The following is a 25,555-nucleotide window of genomic DNA, read 5'->3' on the forward strand; positions in this document are numbered from 1 at the left end:
CGGGAGGTGGGGGCGCCGCACGATCTGAATTCTCTTCACACCCGACAGATACCCATCGGAAGGCCGGGAAGTCATCCGCGCGGAGTAACGTGTGGATTGATGCTCGCGGATCCCTTCTCGCACCCGGCCCTCTTCTATCGGGGTGACCGGGAGTATGTGGCTGCCGTGGGCGGGTTCGTGCGCGAGGGTCTGGAGCTCATGGAGCCGGTCGCGGTGGCCGTCCCCGCGGACCGGCTCGCGCTCCTGACCGCCGCCCTGGCCGCCGACGCCGAGAAGGTCACGCTCGTGGACATGGGCGACGCCGGGCGCAACCCCGGCCGGATCATCCCCGCGGTGCTGACCGACTTCGCCGACCGCCACCAGGGCGAACGGGTGCGGATCGTCGGCGAGCCCATCTGGCCGGGCCGCTCGCCGGTCGAGTACCCGGCCTGCGCCCAGCACGAGGCCCTGATCAACTACGCCTTCGTCGGCCGGCAGGCCACGATCCTGTGCCCGTACGACGCGGAACGGCTCGCGCCCGAGGTGCTGACCGAGGCCGAGCGCACCCATCCGACGCTCAGGGACGCCCTCGGCGAACGGCACAGCGCCGCCTACGCCCCCGAACTGGTGATCACCTGGCACAACCGGCCCTTCACCGAGCCGGTCGGGCCGATCTCGCTCCGCTTCGACAGCACCAACCTCGGGGCCGCCCGCGCGCTGGCCGCCTCCCAGGCCGCGCTGGCCGGGCTCACCGGGACCCGCCTCGACGACGTGCGGCTGGTGATCGCCGAGCTCGGCGCCAACAGCCTCGACCACGGCGGCGGCTCCGGCCTGGTCCGCATCTGGACCGACGACGGCCACCTGGTGTGCGAGGTCAGCGACGCGGGCCACATCACCGACCCGCTCGCCGGGCGGCGGCCGGTCGACCCGCGCATGGCGGGCTCGCGCGGGCTGCTCATCGTCAACCTGCTCAGCGACCTGGTCCGGGTCCACACCTCGCCGGGCGGCACCGTGGTGCGCGTGTACTTCGCCCTTACCTGACCTTGGCCCGGCGCGGGTAGAAACCGTCGCATGAACGGCCTGCGTCCGATGCGCCCGCGCGACACCGGCGAGCCGCACCGCGCGGCGACCCCGCTGGAGCTCTTCTTCGACCTGTTCTTCGTGGTCGCGGTCTCCTTCGCCGGGAGCCAGCTCCACCACGCGCTGGCGGAGGGACATCTCGGGCAGGGGCTGACCGGCTACCTGACGTGCTTCTTCGCCATCTGGTGGGCGTGGATGAACTACACGTGGTTCGCCTCCGCCTACGACGTGGACGACTGGTGGTACCGGGTGACCACGCTCGTGCAGATGTCGGGCGTGCTGGTGCTGGCCGCGGGGGTGCCGCGGGCCTTCCTGGACAACGACCTCGGCCTGTTCGTGCTCGGGTACGTGATCATGCGGCTGGCCATGGCCTCGCAGTGGCTGCGCGCCGCGGCCGGGCATCCGGAGGGGCGGCGCACCGCCCTGCGGTACGCGGCGGGGATCGGCGTGGCGCAGGTGGCGTGGATCGGGCTGCTGTTCGTGCCGCACGAGTGGCGGCCGGCCGGGTTCGTGGTGTGCGCGCTGGCCGAGCTGGCGGTGCCGATCTGGGCGGAGGCGGCCGGCCGTACACCGTGGCACCCGCACCACATCGCCGAGCGGTACGGGCTCTTCACACTGATCATGATGGGCGAGAACGTGCTGGCCGCGACCGTCGCGGTGCAGGAGGCCGGCAGGGAGCACGGGATCGAGGCCGGGCTGGTCGTGCTCGCGGTCTCCTCGCTGGTGATCGTCTTCTCGCTGTGGTGGATCTACTTCGCCCCGCCGACGGCCGACCTGCTCAGCTCCAATCGGCAGGCCATCCCCTGGGGCTACGGCCACTACCTGATCTTCGCCGCCATCGGCGCGCTGAGCGCGGGCGTCGAGGTCAGCGTGGACCATCTCACCGGAAAGGCGCACATCCCCGCCGTCGGCGCGGGCTACGCCGTCGCGGTGCCCGTGGCGCTCTTCCTGTTCATGGTCTGGGTGCTGCACCTGCGCCCGCACCGCTACGGCCGCGCCGACACCGCCGCGTTCCTGGTCGCCACCGCGCTGGTCCTGCTGGCGCCGCTGACCCCGCAGCCGGTGCCGGCGATGGCCGTGGTGTGCGCGGCGCTGGTGATCCTGACCGAGGCGGGCAGGTGGCGCGGGCGCGTCCGACCCTGAGGAGGCAGGCCCTACCAGGGTCTGTCTTCCCACAGGTCAGCGGGGTGCTCAGGGGTTGCCCCCGACCAAGGTAGTAGGGGGCCGATCAGGGCTGCTTAGGGTTGATCTCGGATACTCGCGAAGGCCGCGTTCCACGAACTTTGAGGCATGAAGGGATTGCTCGTAAGCGGATTCGCGGCCATCGGCACCGGTACCGGCGCCATGCTCACCTTGCACGCCGAGGCCGGGCTCGACCCGTTCCACAGTGTGATCAGCGAATACGCCTGGGCGTCCGGCGGTTGGCTGCTTCCGGCCTCGCTGACCCTGTTCGCGCTCGGATCGGCGCTCATCGCCGAGGCGCTGCGCAGGGCCGGCACCGACCGGCGGGTCGTGTGGCTGCTGGTGGCCTGGGGGACCTGCATGTTCCTCATCGGCGCCTTCCCCACCGACCGTCCCGGGGTCCCGCTGTCCCTTTCCGGGGGCATTCACCGGTACGCCGCTCTCGCCGCCTTCCTGGCCATGCCGCTGGCGGGCATGCTGCTGGTCAGGGCGCGCATGCGGTACGCCCCGGCCATGAAGGTCCTGTGCGGCGTCGCGCTCGCCGCGCTGCTCATGGTCGTCGTGCCCTACATCGTGCGCATGTTCGGCATCCCGCTGGAGAACACCGACATCCCCGCCGGGCTCACGCAGCGGGTGGTCGTGGTGTCGGAGCTGGCGGTGCTGGGGCTGATCGGGTTCTCGATCCTGCGTCAGCGCTCCCAGGGCGGGCGCTCGTCCATCTTGGCGTAGTACTTGGCGAGGTGCCCGCGCACCCGGTCGATCTCGTCCTTGGGCAGGTTCACGCCGCCTCTGGCGCCGTCGAGGACCCCTGCCGCGGACATCACCGCACGCGGCACCGCCTTCAGCTCACCGTTGACGACGTCGGCGATCGGCAGCTTGTAAGCGCCGAACTCGTCGGCGTCGTCGCCGTCGTACCAGAGGAAGGCTTGCTTGTAGGAGTCGTTGGGCTTGTCGTCGATCCCCGCCCACGCGCGCACGCGCTTGTCGGCGGCGGCCGAGTCCCACTCCCTGTCGCGGTCGGCCAGGGGCAGGTCCTGGAATCTGGTCACGGTCATACCGGACCGCTACCCGATTCCTGGGCATGAAACGGGGCAGGAGAAGATCAGTGACTCCTACTTTGGGATGGCCTTAATGACAATTCTGATCGCGTACGACGGGTCCGACGATGCCAAGGAGGCGATCTCCTTCGCCGGGCGGCTGCTCAAGAGCGAGAACGCCGTGGTCCTCACCGTCTGGGAACGCCTCGCCATGAGCGCCGCCCGCGCGTCGGTGGGCATGGTGATGGCGCCCGAGTTCTCCGCCGCCGAGGACCAGGCGGTCGGGGACGCGATGCGCAAGCTCGCCGAGCAGGGGGCGGAGCTGGCCAGGCAGGCCGGGTTCCAGGCCACGGCCAGGTGCGAGCTGGACGGGGTGGCGGTGTGGTCCACGATCGTGGACGTGGCCGACGAGCTCGACGCGGCGCTGATCGTCACCGGCACCCGGGGGCTGGGCGGGGTGAAGTCGCTGCTGCTCGGCAGCACCTCCGACCGAGTGTTGCACCACGCGAGCCGGCCCGTGCTGGTGGTGCCGGCGCCGGAGAGCAAGGAGTAGCGCGGCCGGTTCACCGTCCGTTCACCGTTCTGTCGGTGCGATGGTGCAGAGTCTCCTTCGGGCTTCCACGACGGGAGCTTCACCGAGTCGCCGGGTGGATCTTCCGGCACGATGTTCCGCGACGGACCTTCCCGGCACGGACGTCCCGTGACGGTCTTCCCCGGCACGGACGTCATGCGACGGGTCTTCCCGGCGCGGACGTCGTGTGCCGGGTCTTCCCGGCACGGGCGTGTGACGGGTCTGTCCGGTGCGGGTTTCCATGCCGGAGCGAGGGGGACGGGTGGCGGAACGGCTCGCGCGGACGCTGGGCACCACCGACGCGGTGGTGGTCGGGCTGAGCGCGATGATCGGGGCGGGCGTGTTCGTGGCGTTCGCGCCCGCGGTCCAGGCGGCCGGGTCGTGGCTGTTCCTCGCCCTGGCCCTCGCCGCGCTCGTCGCCTACTGCAACGCGACCTCCTCGGCCCGCCTGGCCGCTCTCCACCCCGAGTCAGGCGGCACCTACGTCTACGGCAGGCGCCGGCTGAGCCCCTTCTGGGGGTATCTGGCCGGCTGGGGCTTCACCGTCGGCAAGACCGCCTCCTGCGCCGCGATGGCGCTGACGTTCGGCGCGTACGTTGCCCCCGCCCTGGCCCAGCCGCTGGCGATCGGCGCCGTCGTCGGCGTGACCGCGCTCAACCTGCTCGGCGTGCAGCGCTCGGCGGGGGTGGCCAGGATCCTGGTCGCGTTCGTGCTGGCGGTGCTGGCCATGGTGATCGCCGCCGGGCTGCTGTCGGGTCCCGCGCCGCCGTTCTCACTGGCCGACCCCACCGCGTACGGCATGCCCGACCCGCAGGCCACGCCCGGCTGGTTCGGCGTGCCCGCGCCCGAGCCCGAGACGGGCCTCCACCTGGTCGCGCTGTCGGTCACCGAGGGCGGGTCCTGGAGCTTCCTCGGCGTGCTGCAGGGGGCGGGGCTGCTGTTCTTCGCCTTCGCCGGCTACGCGCGCATCGCCACGCTGGGAGAGGAGGTGCGCGACCCGGCCCGCACGATCCCGCGCGCCATCGGCATCGCCCTGGCCGTCACGCTCGTCGTCTACACGCTGGTGGCGCTGTCGGCCCTGCACGCGCTCGGTCCCGCGCGCCTCGGGCTGTCGGCGGCCCCGCTGGCCGACGTGGCCAGGACCGCGGGCGTCGACTGGCTGGTGCCCGTCGTCTCGGTCGGCGCCGCCGTCGCCGCGCTGGGCGCGCTGCTGGCGCTGGTGCTGGGGGTCTCCCGCACGGTCCTGGCGATGGCCCGCAACCGCGACCTTCCCGCCTTCCTCGACGCGATCCACCCCACCCGGCAGGTGCCCCACCGCGCCGAGCTGGCCGTGGGCGTGACAGTGATCATCCTGTTGCTGCTGGCCGACCTGCGCGGGGCCATCGCGTTCTCCTCCTTCGGCGTCCTGGTCTACTACGCCATCGCCAACGCCGCCGCCCTGACCCTCACCCGGGACGAGGGCGCCCCGCACCGCGCGATCCCGGTCGTGGGCCTCGGCCTGTGCCTCCTGCTGGCGTTCACGCTGCCGTGGATGGCCGTGGTGACCGGTCTGGCGGTGTTCGGATTCGGCGCCGCCCTGTGGTTCCTGCGCCACCGCTCTCCTGCAGGGCGTTGACCGCGTCCGGCGGGCGGCTTACGGTTGCGCGATCAGACCAGCCGGTATGGAGGTTCGGGATGCCCACCGTCAGCACCGTCCGTGGTCCCGTCGACGTCGAGGAACTCGGCCAGACGCTCATGCACGAACACGTCTTCGTCGTCTTCACCGAACACGTGGACAACTACGGCAAGGGCGCCTGGTGGGACGAGGAGTTCCGGGTCGAGGACGCGATCAGGAAGCTCGGCGAGCTGGCCGCCACGGGGGTCAGGACCATCGTCGATCCCACGGTCTGGGGGCTCGGGCGTTACATCCCGCGGATCCAGCGGATCGCGGCAGCCGTACCGGAGCTGAACATCATCGTCGCGACCGGCATCTACAGCTACCACGAGCTGCCCCACCAGTACGAGCACCGGGGGCCGGGGCTGCTGTTCGACATCCCCGACCCGATGATCGACGACTTCGTGCGCGACCTGACCGTGGGCATCGCCGACACCGGGGTCAAGGCGGCGTTCCTCAAGTGCGTGGTCGAGCAGGACGGGCTCACGCCCGGCGTCGAGCGGATCTGTCGGGCGGTCGCGCGGGCGCACGCGGAGACCGGCGCGCCGATCACCGTGCACACGAACTCGTTCACGGGGTCGGGGCCGGTGGCGCTCGGCATGTTCGCCAAGGAAGGCGTGGATCTGACCAAGGTGGTCGTGGGACACGCCGGGGACACCAACGATCTCGACTATTTGATGCGGATGGCCGACACGGGGGCGACGCTCGGCATGGACCGGTTCGGTCTCGAGCTGTACAACCCCACGCCCCAGCGGGTCGAGACGGTCGCGGCGCTGTGCGAGAGGGGCTACTCCGATCGGATGGTGCTGAGCCACGACGCGGCCTGCTTCATGGACTATTTCGGGGGCATGTGGGACGAGACCCTCGCGACGGCGGCTCCCAAGTGGCGCTACGATCACATCCACGACGACGTGCTGCCCGCCCTGCGCGCCTCGGGTGTGACTGAAGAGCAGATTGAGCAGATGCTGGTGTTCAACCCGAGACGCTACTTCTCGTAAAGTGGTGGGACCGGAAGACCGACGCGGGTAGGTGGAACTGGGTGACTTCGGAGCAAGCCCTGTCGATCAGCCTGGGCCTTCAGGGGCCCTGTGTCATCGCAAGGCTCACGGGGGACTTCGACTTCGGCTCCGCGGCCGAGGTGCGTGACCGCGTCACCAAGGCCCTCGACCTCACTCAGCCGCCCATGCTCGTCATCGACATGCAGGCCGTCAGCGTGTGCGACTCGTCGGGCCTGTCCGTCCTGGTCTACCTGCACAAGGCCGTCACGGCCTCCGGCGGGCGCCTCCTGCTGTCCGGGCTCAACGGCCGCTGCAAGCACCTGTTCGCGATCACCGCGCTGGACAAGTTCTTCGACATCCGCACCACGGCCGAACTCGCCATCGCCGAACTCAGCGACGACGGGAATTCGCCGCCGTTTACCGGGTAGTCGCCGGTGCATGTCATCGGAAGAGCCCGACCTGCTGGGTATGTACCTGCGCCAGATCGGCAGGACGCCGCTGCTGTCGGCGGCCGACGAGGTCGACCTGGCCAAACGCATCGAAGCCGGCCTCTACGCCGGCCATCTGCTCGCGGACGGCGCTGACTCCGCTGACCTGCGAGAACTGCGCGCGGACGGCGAGCGCGCGAAGGAGCGGCTGATCCGGGCGAACCTGCGGCTGGTGGTGTCCACGGCCAAGAAGTACGCGCACCGCGGGCTGCCGTTGCTCGACATCATCCAGGAGGGCAGTCTCGGGCTGATCCGGGCGGTGGAGAAGTTCGACTACCGCCGCGGCTTCAAATTCTCCACCTATGGGATGTGGTGGATCCGGCAGGCGATCGAACGCGGTATTCACGACAAGGGGCGTACCGTGCGATTGCCCATCCATGTGGCCGAGGACGTTTCCCGATTTTTCCGCATAGAACGGCGGCTGGCGACGGACCTGGGCCGCCCACCCACCGACGCCGAACTCGCCGAGACCACCGGACGCCCGCCCGAGGAGATCAACGGTCTGCGCCGCCTCGCCCTGGAAACGGTCAGCCTCGACCTGCCCGTGGGGGAGGGCGGCGACACGAGCATGGGCGACCTGATCCTCGACGAGGACGGCCTGAACGCGCCGGAGCTCATGGAGTGGCGGGCGCTGAGCGAGGAGTTGGAGGTCGTGTTCACGACTCTCCCGCCGCGTGAGGCGTTCATCCTGAGATTCCGATACGGCCTGGCCGGAGCCCGAAAGCAGACTTATACCGAAATAGCATCCCGGCTCGGACTGACCAGGGAGCGCATTCGGCAACTCGAGAAGCAGGCCCTGAAACGTCTTCGCTCATGCGAACCGTTACTGGCATGGGCCTCGTAGCGCGCCCGCAATGTACCGGATGCCGGGATTCATTGACGGGCCGGAACGCCTGATGGTTAATCGAGGTAACTGAGGCCGCTTCAAACAGGGGGAAGCGGCCGTCCAGATAGTTCTGGGGGCAGAATGCTCAGACGTCTCGCCGGAGCCTTAGCAGTCGCCACGGCCGCCACGACCTTGGTGACCGCCGCACCCTCCGCCGCGAACGCCTCGTCCACCACCACCATCGCCACCGCCACCGCAGAAGCCAAGAAGCAGCTGATCCGCACCAAGATCTACTGGGGGCGGTGCAAGGACACCTGCCGGATCCGGGTGCGCATCAAGAACATCTCCTCCAAGCGCCTGTACGACGTGAGCCTGCGCGCCAAGCTCCGCGTCAACGGCCGCTACATGGGCCAGTGTCGCGACCACGTGGGCCAGATCCACCCCCGCGGCACCCGCTGGGCGTCCTGCACGGTCCGCGGCGGCAAGCTCAACCGCCTCTGGGACCGGTACCTGGACGGCCAGATCCGCTGGGACACCCGCGTCAACACCGTCGTCCACTACGAGTGGTACGGCTGACCTGGACCGTGCCATTCCGGCCGCCCCTCCGGGCACGCCAAAAGGGGTCGAACCCCGGTCCGACCCCTCGCCGTCTTGTCCGTGGACCTAGGCGGTGATCATCAGAGCGAGCCCGATCAGCACGACGATCGGGACAACCCAGACCACGGCCTCAGCAGCGAACTCCTTGTACATCGTGTAGATCTCCCTCGGGTCGCCCGGATCCGGGCCGTGGAAACGTCAACGTGCAGCATAGCCGTAGGACATGAGAACTCCGTCCACCCACGCCCCGCTTGTGCCCGACCTCACGCCCGGGGGTGTCGATGCGTGCGACGGCACCCCTCGGGCGGTCGCGCGTGACACCCACGCCGCCGCAACCCCGAGCGGGGGGGGCGTGCTGCGATGTCACCCCGTGCGGGCGGTTCCTCTGAGGAGAGGGCGTACGCGACCCTTGGCCCGACACGGGCCTGACGACCAAGGGGCGGCTGCGCACGGCGCCCTCCGAGGCGCGGCCAAGGGGCGGCTACGCACGGCGCCCTCGAGCGTGGGGCGCGCTGCGGCGTCCCAGAGGTCAAGCCGAGGCGTGGTCGGGCGCGGCATCCGGGCCGAGGCGGGGTGTTACGGGTTGGGGTGCTGTTGCTGGGTGAGCTTCTTGCGCAGGCCGGCCAGCGACTCGTCGGCCATCCGGGCCGGTAGGCCGGGGGCGTCGGTGTCGATCTGGTCGTGGATCGCGGGGTCGTCGGCGATCCGGCGCGTCCAGGCGCGTACCACCTCGGGCATCGCGTCGATCCCCTCGCCGCTCAGCACCGCTTCCCTGGGCAGCCACACCGTCAGGAAGGCCGACACCCGAGTCGGGCTCCACCACACGCCCCGATCTCCCACGAACTCCATCAGCACCCGGTACGCCTCCGCCGCCCCCGGCACGTCGGCCAGTTCGGGGAACTCCGACAGGTCGGGCGCCTGCGGGCCATGGGCCGCTTGGGCGTGGGTGGGGATGGAGCGGGCGCGGGTGAGGGTGAACGCGCGTGGCGGGGGGAGGGTGTCGGCCACGGGGGCGCCCAGCAGGATGTCCAGGAGGGAGAAGGCCGCCAGGACGCGTTCGGCCACCAGCGCCGGGTCGGCCGGGTCCAACCCCAGATCGTCCAGGAACTTGGGCTCCTCCACCGCCGCGTCCACCGCGATCCCGCCGTGTACCTGGTCGATGCCCACCACGACCGTGTGGGGTTCCTTGCCGTTCCGGTATCGGAAGGTGAGCGCCGCCAGTGCCTGCTCGCCGTAGCGGTCGGCCTTGCCGTACCAGGCGGACTCGCACGTGACCTCGCCCATCCGGGCCAGCCACTCGGGCCCGGAACCGCCCGCCCGCACCGGCGTCCCCACGGCACTGAGCGCCGCTGCCACCAGAGCCGCCTCCTGCCCGGAATCCTCCTCCAGCAGCCCGCCGAACGCCTCCTCGTCCACCCCGTCCTCATCGAACTCGGCCACGAACCGGCTCGCCCACAACTCGGCACGCAGCGGCGAACGCCACCTCAACAGATCGCCCGCCTGAGCGATGGCCGCCTCATACCGGTCCCGTGTCGTCATCCCTCGACCGTATCGCGTGCCACCCAGGACAGAGCCAGACGGCAGCACGCCATCCAGGCATGACAGGCCCACCCACCCCCGGCGCACGGAGCCGCGGCCCTCGGAGAGCCTGGGCGTGGGGTGCCTGGTCACGCCCGGGTGCGCTGGTCGGGTTGGTGGAAGGGGCTCGTGCCGCCTGGCTTGTGGGACGGGCGGCACGAGGTGGGTGGGTTAGCGGGGGTCGTCTCCGGTGAGGCCCGCCTTGCGGAGGGCTTCGGCCATCGCGCCCGACGGGGCCGGGCGGCGAGCGCCGTCACGACCGCTCCGCTGGTTGCCGCCCCGCTGCCCGTCACGGTTGCCGCCCTGGCCACGCGCGTTGTCCCGGCCGCCACGACCGTCACCACCGCGACCGTCGCCGCCACGGCCGCCGCCGCGACCTTCGCCGCCGCGACCTTCGCCACCGCCACGGCCATCACCGCCACGGCCGCCGCTCTGGCTCGCGCCGCCCTGGGCGTCGCGGGTGCCCTGGCCGTCGGGTCGGCCGGTGCCGCTTCTGCCGCGGGAGTCGCCGGTTCTCGGGTCGCCGCCGCGGCCCCCTGCGCGTCGGTCGCCGCCGGTGCCGCCCCCGGCCCCGGCTCCGCCGCCGCCCTGGCCGCCGCGGGAGCCGCGGGGGCGGGAGTCGGTTTCCGCGTCGTCCTCCAGGCGCAGGGTCAGGGAGATGCGCTTGCGGGGGATGTCCACGTCGAGAACCTTCACCCGGACGATGTCGCCCGGCTTGGCCACGTCGCGCGGGTCCTTGACGAAGGTGCGGGACATGGCCGAGACGTGGACCAGCCCGTCCTGGTGGACGCCGATGTCGACGAACGCGCCGAAGGCGGCCACGTTGGTGACGACGCCCTCCAGGATCATGCCGGGCGTCAGGTCCGAGAGCTTCTCCACGCCCTCCTTGAACGTCGCCGTCTTGAAGGCGGGACGCGGGTCGCGACCCGGCTTCTCCAGTTCGCGCAGGATGTCGGTGACGGTCGGCAGGCCGAAGGTGTCGTCGACGTACTCGTGCGGCTTCAGGGAACGCAGGGTCGCGGTGTTGCCGATCAGCGTCTTCAGGTCGCCGCCCTCGACCGAGCCCAGGATGCGGCGTACCACCGGGTAGGACTCGGGGTGCACGCTGGAGGCGTCGAGCGGGTCGTCGCCGCCGGGGATGCGCAGGAAGCCGGCGCACTGCTCGAACGCCTTGGGGCCGAGCCGGGCCACCTCCTTCAGCGCGGTGCGGGTGCGGAAGGGGCCGTTGGCGTCGCGGTGCTGGACGATGTTGTCGGCGAGCGTGGAGCCGATGCCGGACACGCGGGTCAGCAGGGGAGCGGAGGCGGTGTTGAGGTCGACGCCGACCGCGTTCACGCAGTCCTCGACGACCGCGTCGAGCGAGCGGGAGAGCTTGGTCTCCGACAGGTCGTGCTGGTACTGGCCGACGCCGATGGACTTGGGGTCGATCTTGACCAGCTCGGCCAGCGGGTCCTGCAGCCGGCGGGCGATCGAGACCGCTCCGCGCAGCGACACGTCCAGGCCGGGAAGCTCCTGCGAGGCGTACGGCGAGGCCGAGTAGACCGAGGCCCCCGCCTCCGAGACCACGATCTTGGTCACCCCGGGCATGTGCTTGACCAGCTCCCCGGCGAGCTTGTCGGTCTCGCGGGAGGCGGTGCCGTTGCCGATGGCGATGAGCTCGACGCCGTGGCGCTGGGCCAGCGCGCCGAGGACGGCCAGCGACTGGTCCCACTGGCGCTTGGGCTCGTGGGGGTAGATGGTGGCGGTCTCCACGACCTTGCCGGTGGCGTCGACGACCGCGACCTTCACGCCGGTGCGCAGGCCGGGGTCGAGCCCCATGGTGGCGCGGGTGCCGGCGGGCGCGGCCAGCAGCAGGTCGCGCAGGTTGGCGGCGAAGACGCGCACCGCCTCCTCCTCGGCCTCCTGCCACATGCGCATGCGCAGGTCGAGGCCCAGGTGGACGAGGATGCGGGTGCGCCAGGCCCAGCGCACGGTCTCGCCCAGCCACGGGTCGGCGGGCCGTCCCCGGTCGGCGATGTCGAAGCGGGTGGCGATGCGCTGCTCGTAGTCGGTGCCCTCGTCCGGCTCCAGCGTGAGGGAGAGGATCTCCTCCTTCTCCCCGCGGAACATCGCCAGGATCCGGTGGGAGGGCAGCTTGGTGAACGGCTCGGCGAAGTCGAAGTAGTCGGAGAACTTGGCCCCCGCCTCCTCCTTGCCCTCGCGTACCTTGGCCGAGAGCTGCCCGCGGCTCCAGAGCTGCTCGCGCAGTTCCCCGATGAGGTCGGCGTCCTCGGCGAAGCGCTCGATGAGGATGGCACGCGCGCCTTCGAGCGCGGCGGCGGCGTCGGCCACGCCCTCGGTGAGGAAGCCCTCGGCCACGGCCAGCGGGCTCAGCGAGGGGTCGGCGAGCAACTGGTCGGCCAGCGGCTCGAGCCCCAGCTCGCGGGCGATCTGCGCCTTGGTGCGCCGCTTGGGCTTGTAGGGCAGGTAGATGTCCTCCAGGCGGGCCTTGGTGTCGGCCGCCATGATCTGCGCCCTGAGCTCGTCGTCGAGCTTGCCCTGCGACTCGATCGACTCCAGGATGGCCGCGCGCCGCTCTTCCAGCTCGCGCAGGTAGCGCAGCCGTTCTTCGAGCGTGCGCAGTTGCGCGTCGTCGAGGGTGCCCGTGACCTCCTTGCGGTAGCGGGCGATGAACGGCACGGTGGCGCCGCCGTCGAGCAAGTCGACGGCCGCCTGCACCTGCCCCTCGCGTACCCCGAGTTCTTCCGCGATCCGCTGGTGAATAGAGAGCACTTGCCTGCCTTTCGATGGTCCCCGCCGGTCAATTGTGCAGGACCGCGCCGTCCTTCATGACCAGAGAGCGGGACGGATGCGTCACCACTGCCTCGGCCGCGCCGCCCGCCGGCACCACGACGAGGTCGGCCCGGTCGCCCGCGGACAGGCCGTAGCCGGTGAGGCCGAGGGCCTTGGCGCCGCCGTAGGTCGCGGCCTCCAGCGCGAGCTCGATGTCGGGATCGGAGCGGAACGTGCTGCGGTAGGCCAGGTGCATGGCCCGCTCCAGCATGTCGCCCGAGCCGTAGGGCCCCCACAGGTCGCGGATGCCGTCGTGGCCGCAGGCGATGACCACCCCGGCGGCGCGCATCCTCTTCACCGGAGGCACCGGGAAGCTGTAGACGGCGCCGGTGGCCAGCGCCACGCCCGCGGCGGCGAAGCCCTCGGCCAGGCGGTCCTGGTGGGCCTGGTCGATCTGGCCCAGCGCGTAGGCGTGGCTGACCGTGACCCGGCCGCCCAGCCCCAGCGCTCTGGTGCGCTCGGTGATGAGCTCCAGCTCCCAGGCGCCGAGCGTGCCGCCGTCGTGGAGATGGATGTCGAGGTGGGCGCCGTAGCGCTCGGCCAGTCCGAAGATCAGGTCGAGGTGGCGCACCGGATCGCGGTCGATGCCCGCGGGGTCGAGCCCGCCGACCGCCTCCACGCCGCTCTTCAGCGCCGCTTCGAGCAGCTCGGCGGTGCCGGGGTTGGTGAGCACGCCGTGCTGGGGGAAGGCCACCTGCTGCACGGTGACCGGCACCCGCGCGGCGGCCTCGCGCACCGCCTCGACGCCGCGCAGGCCCACCTCGGGGTCGATGTCGGTGTGGGTGCGCACGTGGGTGGTGCCGGCCGCGCTCATCGTGCGCAGCAGCGCCTCGATCCGCTCGACGCTGGGCACGCCCAGCTCGGCCCGCCTGGCCAGGTCGTTGCCGATCCGGCCGGCGAGGGTGTCGTCGGCGGAGTGGGGCACCCACGGCCCGCCGTAGAGCGTCTTGTCGAGGTGGCAGTGTGACTCGACGAGGCCGGGCAGCACGAGCTGGCCGGAGACGTCGACGACGCGGGCGGCGGGGTCGTCGAGCGCCGGGCCGACCCGCTGGATCAGCCCGTCGGCGACCAGGATGTCGGCCGGCGCCCCGAGCCCCCAGGGGTGGCCGCCGCGCAGGAGTGTCGCGGTCATGGCAGAACCATAGACCCGGGGACCGACGAAACTCAGCCCCCGCCGAGCCGTCCCACAGGCGCGACCATGTGCGGTTTCGCCCCTTTGCAGTGCCATTCTGCGTTGTTGTTCGCGTGCAGTCCGAAACCGTGCTCCGGGCAGAGCGGCCAGCTCGTCCAGAGCGCCTCGACGACGATCCCCTGGGCGGCGTCGGCCACCTCCGCCAGCGGGTCGCCGCTCCTGCCCAGGTCGAAGCCGATCGAGGAGGCCCGCCCGCCGTATTCCACCCGCAGCCAGCCGTCGCTCCACTCCGGCGCGCACACGCGCAGCCGGCCGGGCACCCCGGTCGCGTGGAGGTCGCGCCCCACCGTCCGCACGGCCTGCTCCAGGCGGGCGAAGCCGGTCAGAAGGACACGAAGGTCCAGATCAGCCGGTACGGCCACGCCGAGCCGTTCCAAAGCGACGGCCAGCTCCACGGCCCGATCGCCGTCGAGCTCCCCCGCCCCGATCGCCGCACGGACCCGGTCGGCCACGTCCTCGAACGTCACCCGATCTCCCCGACCCGCGCCACGTTGGCCAGGTCGTCCGCGTCGGTGCTCGGTGTGCCCGCGAACCACGCGTCCAGGATCTCGGTGAGCAACGCCGGCGAGGTCAGCCGGAGGCTCAGGGCCAGCACGTTGGCGTCGTTCCAGGTGCGCGCGCCGCCCGCGGTGTAGGCGTCGCCGCACAGGGCCGCGCGTACGCCGGGGACCTTGTTGGCCGCGATCGAGGCGCCCGTGCCGGTCCAGCAGCAGACGACGGCCTGCTCGGCGCGTCCCTCGGTCACGTCGCGGGCGGCGGCCTCCGAGGCCCACGCCCAGTCGGCGCGCTCGTCCGCGTCGAGCGCGCCGTGGGTGATCACCTCGTGGCCGCGCCCGCGCAGCTCCTCCACCACCGTCCCGGCCACGCCGTCGAGGCTGTCGGCCGCCACTGAAATGCGCATACTCCGATGATCTCGTGCCTTCGGCTGGATTCGAACCAGCGACCTCCTGCTCCGCAAGCAGGCGCGCTCTCCGCTGCGCCACGAAGGCGTGACGGGTGCGGGGATCGAACCCGCCTGGAGCGGCTTATGAAACCGCCGGGCACACCAGCGCCCCCACCCGTCCGGACATGCGAATGCCCCGGGACCCACGTCCCGGGGCACCGTGTGTACGTGCCTAAGCCCAGGACATGCCGCTACGTCGGTCATGCATTCGGAGGGTCTTCATGCCGGGTCCTTTCGGGCGATGGGACGAGGATGCCGTGAGGGGGGTGAGCGGTGCAACGGGATTAATGTCGGTCTCCACCAGGTTCGCAGCCGCGATCGGCCATGTGGGCACGAACGGGAGTTCGCGGTGATAAGTGATGAACGACCACTACGGTGGCTTGTGTGCTGATCAAAGAGGATGACATCCCGGCTCTCGCGAGGGGCTGCGCGGTGCTGGGCACCGGCGGCGGCGGTGACGTGCGCACCGGTTCGCTGGCGGCGCGGCGGGCGATCCAGGCGCACGGCGGGGTCCCGCTCGTGACGCTCGACGACCTGCCGGAGGACGCGCTGATCGTCCCGCTGTCCGGGATCGGCGCGCCGACGGTCAGCCACGAGATGATCCACGGCGAGGACGAGCCGAAGCGGATCGCCGAGGAGGTCGAGCGCATCTTCGGCCGCGCTCCGTTCGCGGTGATGTCGTCGGAGATCGGCGGTGGCAACGGGGTGGCGCCGGTCGCCTGGGCCGCGCAGCTCGGGCTGCCGCTGCTCGACGCGGACGGCATGGGCCGGGCGTTTCCCGAGGTCCAGATGGTGTCGATGTACGTGGCGGGGCTGCCCGCCGACCTGGTCATCATGTCCGATGTAGCGGGAAATATCGTGACGATTCGGCCGGTGGATGGTTTGTGGTCGGAACGGCTGGCGCGCGCCGTCTGCGTGGCCGCGGGATCCAGCGCGCTGATGGCCGACTACGTGCTGGCCGCCGGACAGGCCCGCGGCGCGGTCATCGAGGGTACGGTCACCCGCGCCATGGCCGTCGGCAGGGCCACCGAGCACACCGCGGACCCGCTCGGCGCCCTCCAGCACGAACTCGGCGCCCGCCGCCTGATCACCGGCAAGCTCACCGACGTGGAACGCCGCACCTCGGGCGGCTTCGTCAGGGGCACGGCCACGATCGAGGGCACCGGCGCCGACCGGGGCCGCACGCTCACCCTGGAGCTCCAGAACGAGAACCTGGTCGCGCTGGAGGGCGGCACCGTCCGCGCGATCGTCCCCGACCTGATCACCGTCGTGGACACCGAGACCGCGATCGCCATCCAGACCGAGTCGCTGCGGTACGGCCAGCGCGTCACCGTGCTCGCCTGGCCCTGCGACCCGCTCTGGCGCACGGACCGGGGCCTGGAGATCGCGGGACCCGCCGCGTTCGGCTACGACCTGGACTACGTGCCCGTGGAGGAGCTCGCATGACGCTGCGCATCGGAATCGACGTCGGCGGCACCAACACGGACGCGGTGGTGCTGGACGAGACCGACCGGGTGGTGGCCAAGGCCAAGCACCCGACCACGCCCGACGTCACCGGCGGCCTACGCGCCGCCCTGGACGCCGTCCTGGCCGAACTGTCCCAGACAGCGCGCGAAACCGAACGGACCCATACGACAGCCACGGATGAAGCCGGGCACACCGATACAGCGGACGCGGGCGGCGCCGGGCGAGCAGCTAGGGCGGGCACGGGTGGCGCGGGCGCGGGTGGCGCCGAGCGCGGCGGTGCAGCGGGTGGTGCTGGGTGGGGTGGTGCAGCGGGTGGCGCCGGGTGGGGTGGTGTGGCTGGGGTCGGCAGGGTCATGCTGGGGACCACGCACGCCACGAACGCGATCCTGGAGCGGCGCAACCTGGGCCGGGTCGCGGTGGTGCGGCTGGGTGCGCCCGCGACCACGTCCGTGCCCCCGCTGACCGACTGGCCGGCCGACCTGCGCGCCGCCGTCTCGGCCGGCGAGGCCATCCTGCCCGGCGGCCACTACGTGGACGGCCGTCCGATCAGCCCGCTCGACCTGGATGCCGTGCGCCGCTTCCTGGACGGCGTCCAGGCCGACGCGGTGGCGGTGTCGGGCGTGTTCAGCCCGGCCGACGCCGAGCACGAGCGCCTCGTGGGCGACCTCGTCGAGCGCGAGTACGGCCTGCCGGTCAGCCTCAGCCACGAGATCGGCTCGCTCGGCCTGCTGGAGCGCGAGAACGCGACCGTCCTCAACGCCGCCCTGTACGGGGTGGCCGCCGCCGTCACCAAGGCGCTGGTCGAAGCCCTGGCCGAACGGGGGCTGACGGCGCGGCCGTACCTGGCACAGAACGACGGCACGCTGATGACGGTGGAGTACGCCGCCCGCCTGCCCGTCTCCACCATCGGCTCCGGCCCGGCCAACTCGCTGCGGGGGGCGGCGTTCCTGTCCGGGGTGAAGGACGCGATCGTGGCCGACGTCGGCGGCACCTCCACCGACCTGGGCGTGCTGACGGCCGGGTTCCCGAGGGAGTCGGCCGCGGCGGTCGAGATCGGCGGCGTGCTCACCAACTTCCGCATGCCCGACATCCTGGCCATCGCGATGGGCGGCGGCACCCGGCTGCGCCCCGGCGCGGTCGGCCCGGACTCGGTGGGGTACCGGCTGGCCGAGTCCGCGCTGGTCTTCGGGGGTAGCGTGCCCACTATGACGGACGCGGGAGTGTACGCGGGCCGCATGCGTGAGACCCCACCCGGCTGGCACGCGGCGCTGGACCGGCATGCCGACGCGGCGGGGCTGCTGGCGGCGGGGCTGGCGGTGGCGGACGAGATGGTGGCCGACGCCGTTGACCGTATGTCGCTGGGCCGCTCCGACCGTCCGCTGGTCGCGGTCGGCGGTGGCGCGTTCCTGCTGGCCGAGCGGATCGCCGGCGTCAGCCAGGTGATCAGGCCCGAGCACGCCGAGGTGGCCAACGCCGTCGGCGCGGCGATCGCGCTGGCCAGCGGCCGGGTGGACACGATCGTGCCGGCGGGCGCGGGCCGGGCGCGGGCCATCGAGCGGGCCAAGGAGGAGGCGGCGGCGAAAGCCGTACAGGCGGGGGCGGATCCCGCGCGTGTCGAACTGGTGGACGTGCACGAGGTTCCGCTCAGCTACCTGGCGGAACCGGCGGTGCGTCTTCATGTAAAGGCCGCAGGTCCGCTATCGAATTGACGCCTAACGCCGGGCGTTCGTCGCTACGATCTTGCCGCGGCTGAAGCCGGACAAAACCCATTGAAAGGACCCCATATATGCACTGGCACAAGCGACTGGCCGTCGCCGGGGTCGCCGGCGCCGTCGCGCTGACCGCCTCCGCCTGCGCCGGCGGACAGGTGCGCGGAGCCGGCGGGACGCCGCGGCCCAGCGACTCGGCCGCCGCCACCGGCGAGGCCGCGCCCAAGCAGAACGACGCCACCTTCGTCTACTCGCCCAACCTGGGCGTGGTCACCGACTGGGACCCGGCCACCTCGTACTCCAACGAGATCGTCGCCATGTCCAACGTCTACGAGGGCCTGACCAGGTACAACGCCGAGACGAAGAAGCCGGAGCCGCGCCTCGCGACCGAGTGGACCTCGTCCAAGGACGGCAAGGAGTGGACGTTCAAGCTCCGCCAGGGCGTGAAGTTCCACACCGGCAAGCCCATGGACGCCGAGGCGGCCAAGAAGGCCATCGAGCGCACGATCAAGACGAACGGCGGCCCCGCCTACATCTGGAGCGCCGTCGACACGATCGAGGCCGTCGACCCGGCCACGCTGAAGTTCACGCTCAAGTACGCCACCCCGCTCGACCTCGTCGCCTCCGCCGGATACGCCGCCTACATCTACGACGTGGACGGCGTGGACAAGGACGGCAAGAAGGACGGCGGCACCGGCCCGTACACGATCGACCAGTGGCAGAAGGGCAAGGAGACCGAGCTCACGCTCAAGGCGTATGAGGGCTACTGGGGCGGGTGGAAGCCCGAGCAGTACAAGAAGGTCGCCTTCCGCGTCACCCCGCAGCTCACCACCGCCTGGCAACTGCTGCAGCGCGGCGAGGTCAACTTCGTGCAGCGCCTCAACCCGCAGCTCTTCGAGCAGGCGGGGACGACGCAGGGCGTCCAGGTGAAGCAGACGCCGTCGTTCCAGAACCTGCTGGTGTTGTTCAACACCGAGTCGGGCCCGGCCAAGTCGCCCGAGGTACGGCAGGCGCTCCAACTGGCCATCGACTACGACGGCCTGGCCGCGGCGCTCAAGGGCGCGGGCACCAAGAGCAGCGGCCTGGTTCCGCAGGGCCTGCTCGGCCACACCGCGGGCCTGGAGCCCAAGCAGGACCTGGCCAAGGCGCAGGAGCTGCTGCAGTCGGTCGGCTACGGCCCCGACAACGAGGAGCTGAAGCTCAAGCTGACCTACGCCCAGGGCGACGACGACCAGAAACTCCTGGTCACGCTGCTGAGCTCGGCGCTGAAGAACGTCAACGTCTCCGTCGACGCCAAGCCGATGGCCTGGGAGGCGCAGTGGGACCAGGGCAAGAAGAAGGGCCAGGACGCCTTCGTCATGTACTGGTACCCGGACTACGCCGACGCCTATAGCTGGTTCGTCAACGTCTTCCGGAGCAAGGAGCAGCCCGAGTTCAACCTGTCGTACCTGAAGGACGCCGAGATCGACAAGGCGATCGACGCGCTGCCCGAGCTGACCGCGACCGACCAGCTCAAGGCCGAGCAGGCGTACTCCGACCTGCAGAAGAAGATCATCCAGGAGAAGGCCGCGGTGGCGGTGCCGTACGTGCAGACCTACCAGCGCGCGCTGACCGCCGACGTGAAGGGTTACGTGGACAACCCGGCCTACCCGAACGTGGTGTTCTTCTACGACCTGTCACGCTGATGTGGCGTTACCTGCTCCGCCGGCTCGGCCAGGCGTTCCTGGTCGTGGCCGGCGTGGTCACGCTCACCTTCGTGATCATGAGGCTGGTGCCGGGCGACCCCGCGGTGGCCTACGCCGGGCCCAAGGCCTCGCCCGAGGAGCTGGCGGCGGCGCGGGCGCGCTTCGGCCTGGACGATCCGCTGCCGGTGCAGTTGTGGAACTACGTGCGCGACCTGGTGACCGGCGACTGGGGCACCAGCCTGCACACCCGGCGTCCGGTGCGCGACGACCTGATGACGGCCTTCCCCGCCTCGCTGGAACTGGTGGGGGCGGCGCTGGTGCTGGCCATCGTGGTGGGCATCCCGGTCGGCGTGCTCGCCGCCCGCCACAAGACGAGATTTCCGGACCTGGGGGTACGCGTCGGGTCCATGCTGGCCGTCTCCGTCCCCGTCTTCTGGCTTGCCCTGGCCGTGCAGACCGTCTTCGCCAGCAACCTCGGCTGGTTCCCGGTCGCCGGCGAGTACGACGGGAGCCTGGACACGACCAGCCCCCTCACCCTCTGGACCAACATCACGATCGTGGACGCGCTCATCACCGGCAACTGGCCCATCTTCACCAGCACGCTCCAGCACCTCGTCCTGCCCGCCCTCGTCGTGGCGGCCTACCCGGCCGGCGTGATCGCCCAGCTCACCCGCGCGGCGCTGATCGAGGAGGCGGGCCAGGACCACGCCAGGCTGGAGCGCGCCCTGGGCTTCTCCGAGTCCAAGATCCTCACCAGGTTCGCGCTGCGGGCCGCGCTCAACCCGGTGCTGTCGCTGATCGCGCTGGTCTTCGCCTACGCCATGGTCAACGGCTTCCTGGTCGAGGCGGTCTTCAACTGGCCGGGTCTCGGCCGCTACGCCGTCGACTCGATCCGCTCGCTGGACACCCCGGCCATCGCCGGGATCACCCTGCTGATCGCGATCGTGTACGTGCTGGCCAACCTGGCCGTCGACCTCCTCCAGGGCGTCGTCGACCCGAGGGCGAGGGCCAGGTGAAGGCGCCCGAGCTGCGCAGAACCCTGCCGCGCGTGCCCGACCGCTTCGCCGCGGCCGGGGCCGTGCTCATCGTGCTGGTCGTGCTGGCCTCGCTGTTCGCGCCGTGGCTGGCGCCGTACCCGGTGGACGAGCCCAAGCCCCTGGAGGCCCTGCTCCCGCCGAGCGCCGAGCACTGGTTCGGCACCGACCAGGTGGGCCGCGACGTGCTCACCCGCGTCCTGTACGGCGGGCGCACCTCGCTGGGCATCGCCGTGGCCGTGCTGGCCGCCTCCGCGCTGGTCGGCGTGACCCTGGGCATGATCGCGGGGTACGCGGGCGGATGGGTCCGCGACGTGATCATGCGGATCACCGACATCTTCCTGGCCTTCCCCGCGCTGCTGCTGTCGCTGGCCCTCGCGGTGGTGCTCCAGCCGAGCGTGACCACCGTGATCGTGGCGATCGCGGTCACCTGGTGGCCCTGGTACGCGCGCCTGGCCGCCTCGGTCGCCGCCTCCGTGGCCAACCGCCCGTACGTGGACGCCGCCCGCTGCCTCGGCGTGCCCGCGCCGCTGATCGTGGCCCGCCACGTGCTGCCGAACTCGCTGACCCCGGTGCTCGTCCAGGTCTCGCTCGACGCCGGCGGCGTGATCCTGACCGCCGCCGCCCTGTCGTACCTGGGCCTCGGCGCGCACGAGCCGACCGCGGAGTGGGGCCTGATGGTCGAGCAGGGCCAGACGCTGTTCACCACGAACTGGTGGGTGGTCACCTTCCCGGGCCTGGCGATCGTGCTGACCGCCTTCGCCTTCAACGTGCTGGGCGAGGGGCTGCGCAACGCCCTCGATCCGAGAAGGGTGGTGCGATGATCGAGGTGCGCGACCTGGAGGTCCGCTACGGCCCGCGGACCGTCGCCCGCGTCCCCGAACTCGACGTGGCCGCGGGCGAGTGCGTGGCGATCGTGGGGGAGAGCGGCTCCGGCAAGTCCACGACGCTGATGTCGCTGCTGGGCCTCACCGAGAACGCCGAGGTCTCCGGCAGCGTCAAGGTCTGCGGCCTGGACGTGCGCGCGGCCTCCCCGCGCGAGCTGCGCGCGATCAGGGGCGCCCGCGCCGCCCTGGTCATGCAGTCGCCGCAGGCCGCGCTCAGCCCGACCACCCGCCTCGGCACGCTGATGCGCCGCGCGCTGAAGCTCCACCGCGTCGAGGCCGACCCGGTGGCCGCGGTCGAGGCGGTCATGCTGGACCCGGCGATCCTGCGCCGCTACCCGCACGAGATCTCCGGCGGCCAGGCCCAGCGCTTCGCCATCGCGCTGGCCATCGCCCTGGGCGCGGAGGTCGTCCTGGCCGACGAGCCCACCAGCGCCCTGGACGTCACCGTCCAGGCCGAGGTGATCACGGTCCTGCGCCGCCTGCAGCGCGAGCGGGACCTGGCCATCCTGCTCGTCTCCCACGACCTGGCCCTGGTCAGCACCATCGCCGACCGGGTGCTGGTCATGAAGGACGGCGAGGTCGTGGAGTCCGGCCCGGCCGCGCGGGTGCTGTCCGACCCGTCCCACCCCTACACCCGAGACCTGCTGGAGGCCACGCCGTGACGATCCTGCGCGCGCAAGACCTCACGCTCGGATATACGAGGTCGAGGAGCTCGCGACGATACGGCGGGCAGGCCGTCGTCCACGGCGTCGACCTGGACGTCACCCCGGGCGGCGTCGGCCTGATCGGCGAGAGCGGCTCCGGCAAGACCACGCTCGCCCGCGCCTTCCTCGGCCTGCTCAAACCCCAGAAGGGCACCGTCTGGTACGGCGAGCAGGACCTGAGAAAGGCCGACATGCGGGCCTTCCGGCGCGACGTCCAGCCGGTCTTCCAGGCCGAGTCGCTCAACCCGCGCAGAAGGGTGGGCGCCTCCATCGCGGAAGGGCTGTCCGACCGCGCCCGCGTCGGCGAGCTGATGGAACAGGTCGGCCTCGACCCCGCCCTGGCCTCGCGCCGCCCCCACGAGCTGTCCGGCGGCCAGCGCCAGCGCGTCGTCATCGCCCGCGCCCTGGCCGTCGGCCCGAGGCTGCTCATCCTCGACGAGCCCACCAGCGCCCTGGACGTCACCGTGCAGGCCAGGGTGCTCGACCTGCTGGCGGGGCTGGACACCGAACGCCTGCTGATCACCCACAACCTCGCCGTCGTGGGCAGGCTGTGCAGGACCAGCCACGTGCTGTTCGCCGGGCGGGTGGTCGAGTCGGGTCCCACCGCGGAGCTGCTGGCCGCCCCGGCCCACCCCTACACCAGGGCGCTCAGGGACGCGGTGCCCAAGCTGGGCGGTGCGCCGCCCCAGGCGGGCACCAGCGCGCCTCCTGCCGCGACGGGCTGCCCGTTCCGGGCGCGCTGCCCGCTGGCCGTACCGGAGTGTGAGCGCGCGCCGGAACGGCGCGAGGTGGGAGAGGGGCGCACGGTGGCCTGCCACCGCGCGGAAGAGGTGCTCACAGGGCCTTGAGGCCGCTGATCACCTCCAGCAGAACCCGCTTGTCGGGGGCGGGCGGCGGGTGCTCGACCTGGACGAGCTGCTGGGCGTGCAGGTCGCCGACCAGGACGCGGACGACGCCGATGGGCAGGTTCAGCTCGGCGGCCACGTCCACGAGCCGGGTGGGCTTGGTGCACTTCTGCATGATGATCAGGTGCTCGGGGCCGAGCCCCATCGGCGGGGTGAGACCTCCGGCGGTGATGATCACCGCGATCAGGTCGATCGCCTCGCTCGCGGGGACGGTGCGCCCCCGGGTGAGGAGGTACGCGGGCACGATCGGCCCGGCGTCCTCGTCGAGCCAGCGCTCGTCACTCACCGCGCACCACCTTGACGGGGCGGGCGGTGGGCTCGGCCGGCGGCGTCTCGCTCTGCTGCGTCACATGCTCTGCCGGGATCAGCACGATGGCGGTGGTCCCTCCATATGGTGAACCGCGCAACGTCACGCGGATGTCATGCCTGGCGGCCAGGCGGGCGACGACGAACAGGCCGAGCCTGTCGCTGTCGGCAAGGTCGAATTCGGGCGGGCTGGCCAGGCGCGTGTTCAGGTCGGCCAGCTCCTCCGGGCTCATGCCGAGCCCCCGGTCCTCCACCTCGATGGCGAAGCCCCGGGCGGCGGCCTCGCCGCGGACGATGACCGGGGTGTGCGGAGGGGAGTACACGGTGGCGTTCTCGATGAGCTCGGCGATCAGGTGGATGACGTCGCCGACGAGCGGCCCGGCCAGCGCGTGGCTGGGCATCGGCTCGACCGCCACCCGCTGGTAGTCCTCCACCTCGGCGGCGGCGCCGCGCGCCACGTCGTGCAGCGGCACCGGCTTGCTCCAGCCGCGGCCCGGCGTCGCGCCGGACAGGATGATCAGGCCCTCGGCGTGGCGGCGCATCCGGGTGGTGAGGTGGTCGAGGCGGAACAGGTCGTCCAGCGCGTCCGGCTCGGTGGCCTTGTGCTGCATGCCTTCGAGCTGGATGCGCTGGCGGTGCAGGAGCGTCTGGCTGCGCCTGGCCAGGTTGCGGAAGACGTGGCCGACGCCCTCGCGTAGCTGCGCCTGGCCCACGGCGGCCTCGACCGCGGTGTGCTGCACGGTGGAGAACGCCTGGCCGACGTCGTCGATCTCGGTGGTGGTGGCGCCGACCCGTACCTCGGGCACGTCGATCTGCTCGCCCTTGCGCAGCTTCTCGACGACCTGGGGCAGCCGGTCCTGCGCCACTTCCAGGGCCGCCATGCGGAGCGTGACCAGTTCCTTGGACAGCCGGTTGCCGGCGCGCATCGAGATCACGATGGACACGATCACGAGCGCGAGGCCGGTGCCGCCCAGGATGACCGCGCGCAGCAGCACCGAGTCGGCGACCGGGGCGGCGCGCGCGGTGAGCATCTGCGAGGCGGTCATCTGGAAGTCCTGGAAGGACTTGGCCAGCGACTCCGTGGTGGCGACCCAGCCCTCCGGGGTGCGCCCGGCGATGATCTGGTCCTCCATCACCCGCATGCGCTGGTAGAGGGGTGAGGTGAGCAGGGCCACCTGCGCGTCGCGCATGGCCGGGTCGAGCTCGCTTACGGACTGGTCGACGAGGAAGCGCCGGTTGCCGACGAGCTGGGTGAAGATCTGGCGTTCCTGCTTCGTGGTCCTGCCGGAGGCGACGGCCTGCTCCCGGGTGAGCAGCTCCTTGGCGTAGCCGAGGTCGATCACGATGCGCGACTGCTCGTAGATCGGGATGTCGTCCACGAACGCGACCCGCCGGTGCAGGCCGAACAGCGCGTCGACCATGGCGTTGTAGGTCTCGATGGCGTGGATGCGCGCGGTGAGCCCGGCGTCGATCTCGCCCCTGAGCGCGTCGAGCCGGCCCAGCTGGACGAGGACCTGGTCGACCTGGGTGCTGATGGCGGGGGAGGCGTCCTTCGACTTGGCCGTCTGAACCTTGAACTCCTCGGCCGCCTGGTCGGTGCGGGCGCGCTGGGCGTTGGCCGACGAGCGTTCCATGCTGCCGCCCGAGCGCAGCAGGCGCGTCGAGGCCAGCCGTTCGCGCTGGATCTCACTGATCAGGCGATAGGCGGGATGGCGCAGGTTGGACCACAACGTGGTGTACTCCCTGAGCTCCAGGCTCTCGCCCGCGGTCACCGCGGCGATCACGCCCCACAACACCACCATCGACATCAGCGGGACCAGCAGCAGACCGACGATCTTCGTGCGGATCGTTCTGCTGCGGGTCATGACACCTCACTCCGGCCGGTCCCCAACTGGAAACCC

The 25,555-nt window shown here is 71.5% G+C and carries 24 protein-coding genes and 2 tRNA genes; 16 read left to right on the forward strand and 10 right to left on the reverse strand.

All coding sequences use genetic code 11. The features are described from left to right. The first annotated feature begins 99 nt into the window (after nucleotides 1–99). From ACIBEJ_RS32905 to ACIBEJ_RS32915, 3 genes are all read left to right on the forward strand, one after another. Nucleotides 100–1,020, forward strand: coding sequence for an anti-sigma factor RsbA family regulatory protein (locus tag ACIBEJ_RS32905; RefSeq protein WP_397186775.1), 921 nt, complete (start codon nucleotides 100–102; stop codon nucleotides 1,018–1,020). A gap of 30 nt (nucleotides 1,021–1,050) precedes the next feature. Next, on the forward strand, nucleotides 1,051–2,202 hold the full coding sequence (locus ACIBEJ_RS32910; RefSeq protein ID WP_397186776.1) for a low temperature requirement protein A: 1,152 nt from the start codon (nucleotides 1,051–1,053) through the stop codon (nucleotides 2,200–2,202). 147 nt (nucleotides 2,203–2,349) lie between these two features. Beyond that, on the forward strand, nucleotides 2,350–2,970 hold the full coding sequence (locus ACIBEJ_RS32915) for a DUF998 domain-containing protein (protein ID WP_397186777.1): 621 nt from the start codon (nucleotides 2,350–2,352) through the stop codon (nucleotides 2,968–2,970). Here the strand turns inward: ACIBEJ_RS32915 and ACIBEJ_RS32920 are convergent. Continuing rightward, nucleotides 2,931–3,296, reverse strand: a complete 366-nt coding sequence (locus tag ACIBEJ_RS32920) for a hypothetical protein (protein WP_397186778.1) — start codon at nucleotides 3,294–3,296, stop codon at nucleotides 2,931–2,933. The two genes, ACIBEJ_RS32915 and ACIBEJ_RS32920, sit on opposite strands and share 40 nt — an antisense overlap. Before the next feature lie 76 nt (nucleotides 3,297–3,372). Here ACIBEJ_RS32920 and ACIBEJ_RS32925 point away from each other — a divergent pair, with 76 nt between their 5' ends. From ACIBEJ_RS32925 to ACIBEJ_RS32950, 6 genes are all read left to right on the forward strand, one after another. Beyond that, nucleotides 3,373–3,831, forward strand: a complete 459-nt coding sequence (locus ACIBEJ_RS32925) for a universal stress protein (RefSeq protein WP_397186779.1) — start codon at nucleotides 3,373–3,375, stop codon at nucleotides 3,829–3,831. A gap of 280 nt (nucleotides 3,832–4,111) precedes the next feature. Further along, the gene (locus ACIBEJ_RS32930; RefSeq protein WP_397186780.1) at nucleotides 4,112–5,464 is read left to right on the forward strand and encodes an APC family permease; all 1,353 of its coding nucleotides are present in this window, start codon (nucleotides 4,112–4,114) and stop codon (nucleotides 5,462–5,464) included. Nucleotides 5,465–5,523: 59 nt separating this feature from the next. Then, nucleotides 5,524–6,501, forward strand: a complete 978-nt coding sequence (locus tag ACIBEJ_RS32935) for a phosphotriesterase (protein WP_397186781.1) — start codon at nucleotides 5,524–5,526, stop codon at nucleotides 6,499–6,501. A gap of 41 nt (nucleotides 6,502–6,542) precedes the next feature. Continuing rightward, nucleotides 6,543–6,929 (forward strand): STAS domain-containing protein, encoded by a 387-nt coding sequence (locus tag ACIBEJ_RS32940; protein WP_397186782.1) that lies wholly within the window; start codon nucleotides 6,543–6,545, stop codon nucleotides 6,927–6,929. Nucleotides 6,930–6,969: 40 nt separating this feature from the next. After that, entirely contained in the window at nucleotides 6,970–7,833 is an 864-nt protein-coding gene (locus ACIBEJ_RS32945) for an RNA polymerase sigma factor RpoD/SigA (protein WP_397186783.1), read from the forward strand. Nucleotides 7,834–7,956: 123 nt separating this feature from the next. Next, nucleotides 7,957–8,391: a hypothetical protein gene (locus ACIBEJ_RS32950; RefSeq protein WP_397186784.1), complete on the forward strand. Its 435-nt coding sequence runs from the start codon at nucleotides 7,957–7,959 to the stop codon at nucleotides 8,389–8,391. Between the two features lie 597 nt (nucleotides 8,392–8,988). On the opposite strand, the gene ACIBEJ_RS32955 is transcribed toward ACIBEJ_RS32950, so the two are convergent. From ACIBEJ_RS32955 to ACIBEJ_RS32985, 7 genes are all read right to left on the reverse strand, one after another. Beyond that, a complete protein-coding gene (locus ACIBEJ_RS32955) occupies nucleotides 8,989–9,951 on the reverse strand; it encodes a hypothetical protein (RefSeq protein WP_397186785.1) in 963 nt (320 codons plus the stop codon). A gap of 210 nt (nucleotides 9,952–10,161) precedes the next feature. Next, nucleotides 10,162–12,762: a Tex family protein gene (locus ACIBEJ_RS32960; RefSeq protein ID WP_397186786.1), complete on the reverse strand. Its 2,601-nt coding sequence runs from the start codon at nucleotides 12,760–12,762 to the stop codon at nucleotides 10,162–10,164. Between the two features lie 28 nt (nucleotides 12,763–12,790). Beyond that, nucleotides 12,791–13,954 (reverse strand): amidohydrolase, encoded by a 1,164-nt coding sequence (locus ACIBEJ_RS32965; RefSeq protein WP_397186787.1) that lies wholly within the window; start codon nucleotides 13,952–13,954, stop codon nucleotides 12,791–12,793. A 32-nt stretch (nucleotides 13,955–13,986) separates the two neighbouring features. Next, a complete protein-coding gene (locus ACIBEJ_RS32970; protein WP_397186788.1) occupies nucleotides 13,987–14,481 on the reverse strand; it encodes a hypothetical protein in 495 nt (164 codons plus the stop codon). After that, nucleotides 14,478–14,915: an RpiB/LacA/LacB family sugar-phosphate isomerase gene (locus ACIBEJ_RS32975; RefSeq protein WP_397186789.1), complete on the reverse strand. Its 438-nt coding sequence runs from the start codon at nucleotides 14,913–14,915 to the stop codon at nucleotides 14,478–14,480. The genes ACIBEJ_RS32970 and ACIBEJ_RS32975 overlap by 4 nt, the downstream gene beginning before the upstream one ends. A 15-nt stretch (nucleotides 14,916–14,930) precedes the next feature. Beyond that, a tRNA-Arg gene (locus tag ACIBEJ_RS32980) sits at nucleotides 14,931–15,003 on the reverse strand. 1 nt (nucleotide 15,004) lies between these two features. Continuing rightward, nucleotides 15,005–15,077: transfer RNA gene (locus tag ACIBEJ_RS32985), tRNA-Met, on the reverse strand. A gap of 264 nt (nucleotides 15,078–15,341) precedes the next feature. Between ACIBEJ_RS32985 and ACIBEJ_RS32990 the strand changes: the two genes are divergently transcribed. The 7 genes from ACIBEJ_RS32990 to ACIBEJ_RS33020 all read left to right on the forward strand — a co-directional run bounded on the left by ACIBEJ_RS32990 (nucleotide 15,342) and on the right by ACIBEJ_RS33020 (nucleotide 23,291). Next, nucleotides 15,342–16,403, forward strand: a complete 1,062-nt coding sequence (locus tag ACIBEJ_RS32990; protein WP_397186790.1) for a DUF917 domain-containing protein — start codon at nucleotides 15,342–15,344, stop codon at nucleotides 16,401–16,403. Next, nucleotides 16,400–18,133 (forward strand): hydantoinase/oxoprolinase N-terminal domain-containing protein, encoded by a 1,734-nt coding sequence (locus tag ACIBEJ_RS32995; RefSeq protein WP_397186791.1) that lies wholly within the window; start codon nucleotides 16,400–16,402, stop codon nucleotides 18,131–18,133. Before ACIBEJ_RS32990 ends, ACIBEJ_RS32995 begins: the two co-directional genes overlap by 4 nt. Nucleotides 18,134–18,210: 77 nt before the next feature. Next, nucleotides 18,211–19,818, forward strand: coding sequence for an ABC transporter substrate-binding protein (locus ACIBEJ_RS33000; protein ID WP_397186792.1), 1,608 nt, complete (start codon nucleotides 18,211–18,213; stop codon nucleotides 19,816–19,818). Further along, a complete protein-coding gene (locus tag ACIBEJ_RS33005; protein WP_397186793.1) occupies nucleotides 19,818–20,834 on the forward strand; it encodes an ABC transporter permease in 1,017 nt (338 codons plus the stop codon). Before ACIBEJ_RS33000 ends, ACIBEJ_RS33005 begins: the two co-directional genes overlap by 1 nt. Beyond that, nucleotides 20,831–21,676 (forward strand): ABC transporter permease, encoded by an 846-nt coding sequence (locus ACIBEJ_RS33010; protein ID WP_397186794.1) that lies wholly within the window; start codon nucleotides 20,831–20,833, stop codon nucleotides 21,674–21,676. The genes ACIBEJ_RS33005 and ACIBEJ_RS33010 overlap by 4 nt, the downstream gene beginning before the upstream one ends. After that, nucleotides 21,673–22,401: an ATP-binding cassette domain-containing protein gene (locus ACIBEJ_RS33015; RefSeq protein WP_397186795.1), complete on the forward strand. Its 729-nt coding sequence runs from the start codon at nucleotides 21,673–21,675 to the stop codon at nucleotides 22,399–22,401. Before ACIBEJ_RS33010 ends, ACIBEJ_RS33015 begins: the two co-directional genes overlap by 4 nt. After that, the gene (locus ACIBEJ_RS33020; protein ID WP_397186796.1) at nucleotides 22,398–23,291 is read left to right on the forward strand and encodes an ABC transporter ATP-binding protein; all 894 of its coding nucleotides are present in this window, start codon (nucleotides 22,398–22,400) and stop codon (nucleotides 23,289–23,291) included. The genes ACIBEJ_RS33015 and ACIBEJ_RS33020 overlap by 4 nt, the downstream gene beginning before the upstream one ends. On the opposite strand, the gene ACIBEJ_RS33025 is transcribed toward ACIBEJ_RS33020, so the two are convergent. Together ACIBEJ_RS33025 and ACIBEJ_RS33030 are read right to left on the reverse strand one after the other, a co-directional pair. Then, nucleotides 23,278–23,634 (reverse strand): DUF742 domain-containing protein, encoded by a 357-nt coding sequence (locus ACIBEJ_RS33025; RefSeq protein ID WP_184959987.1) that lies wholly within the window; start codon nucleotides 23,632–23,634, stop codon nucleotides 23,278–23,280. The genes ACIBEJ_RS33020 and ACIBEJ_RS33025 overlap by 14 nt on opposite strands. After that, nucleotides 23,627–25,519, reverse strand: a complete 1,893-nt coding sequence (locus ACIBEJ_RS33030; RefSeq protein ID WP_397186797.1) for a nitrate- and nitrite sensing domain-containing protein — start codon at nucleotides 25,517–25,519, stop codon at nucleotides 23,627–23,629. The genes ACIBEJ_RS33025 and ACIBEJ_RS33030 overlap by 8 nt, the downstream gene beginning before the upstream one ends. Between the last annotated feature and the right edge of the window lie 36 nt (nucleotides 25,520–25,555).

It is taken from the genome of Nonomuraea sp. NPDC050790 (genome assembly GCF_044456745.1).
Classification (GTDB): domain Bacteria; phylum Actinomycetota; class Actinomycetes; order Streptosporangiales; family Streptosporangiaceae; genus Nonomuraea.

Excerpts from the sequence above, each read along its gene's own strand:
- ACIBEJ_RS32905 (WP_397186775.1), top strand. The coding sequence starts at position 100 with ATGCTCGCGGATCCCTTCTCGCACCCGGCCCTCTTCTATCGGGGTGAC.
- ACIBEJ_RS32910 (WP_397186776.1), top strand. The coding sequence starts at position 1,051 with ATGAACGGCCTGCGTCCGATGCGCCCGCGCGACACCGGCGAGCCGCAC.
- ACIBEJ_RS32915 (WP_397186777.1), top strand. The coding sequence starts at position 2,350 with ATGAAGGGATTGCTCGTAAGCGGATTCGCGGCCATCGGCACCGGTACC.
- ACIBEJ_RS32920 (WP_397186778.1), bottom strand. The coding sequence starts at position 3,296 with ATGACCGTGACCAGATTCCAGGACCTGCCCCTGGCCGACCGCGACAGG.
- ACIBEJ_RS32925 (WP_397186779.1), top strand. The coding sequence starts at position 3,373 with ATGACAATTCTGATCGCGTACGACGGGTCCGACGATGCCAAGGAGGCG.
- ACIBEJ_RS32935 (WP_397186781.1), top strand. The coding sequence starts at position 5,524 with ATGCCCACCGTCAGCACCGTCCGTGGTCCCGTCGACGTCGAGGAACTC.
- ACIBEJ_RS32945 (WP_397186783.1), top strand. The coding sequence starts at position 6,970 with ATGTACCTGCGCCAGATCGGCAGGACGCCGCTGCTGTCGGCGGCCGAC.
- ACIBEJ_RS32950 (WP_397186784.1), top strand. The coding sequence starts at position 7,957 with ATGCTCAGACGTCTCGCCGGAGCCTTAGCAGTCGCCACGGCCGCCACG.
- ACIBEJ_RS32955 (WP_397186785.1), bottom strand. The coding sequence starts at position 9,951 with ATGACGACACGGGACCGGTATGAGGCGGCCATCGCTCAGGCGGGCGAT.
- ACIBEJ_RS32965 (WP_397186787.1), bottom strand. The coding sequence starts at position 13,954 with ATGACCGCGACACTCCTGCGCGGCGGCCACCCCTGGGGGCTCGGGGCG.
- ACIBEJ_RS32975 (WP_397186789.1), bottom strand. The coding sequence starts at position 14,915 with ATGCGCATTTCAGTGGCGGCCGACAGCCTCGACGGCGTGGCCGGGACG.
- ACIBEJ_RS32995 (WP_397186791.1), top strand. The coding sequence starts at position 16,400 with ATGACGCTGCGCATCGGAATCGACGTCGGCGGCACCAACACGGACGCG.
- ACIBEJ_RS33000 (WP_397186792.1), top strand. The coding sequence starts at position 18,211 with ATGCACTGGCACAAGCGACTGGCCGTCGCCGGGGTCGCCGGCGCCGTC.
- ACIBEJ_RS33005 (WP_397186793.1), top strand. The coding sequence starts at position 19,818 with ATGTGGCGTTACCTGCTCCGCCGGCTCGGCCAGGCGTTCCTGGTCGTG.
- ACIBEJ_RS33015 (WP_397186795.1), top strand. The coding sequence starts at position 21,673 with ATGATCGAGGTGCGCGACCTGGAGGTCCGCTACGGCCCGCGGACCGTC.
- ACIBEJ_RS33030 (WP_397186797.1), bottom strand. The coding sequence starts at position 25,519 with ATGACCCGCAGCAGAACGATCCGCACGAAGATCGTCGGTCTGCTGCTG.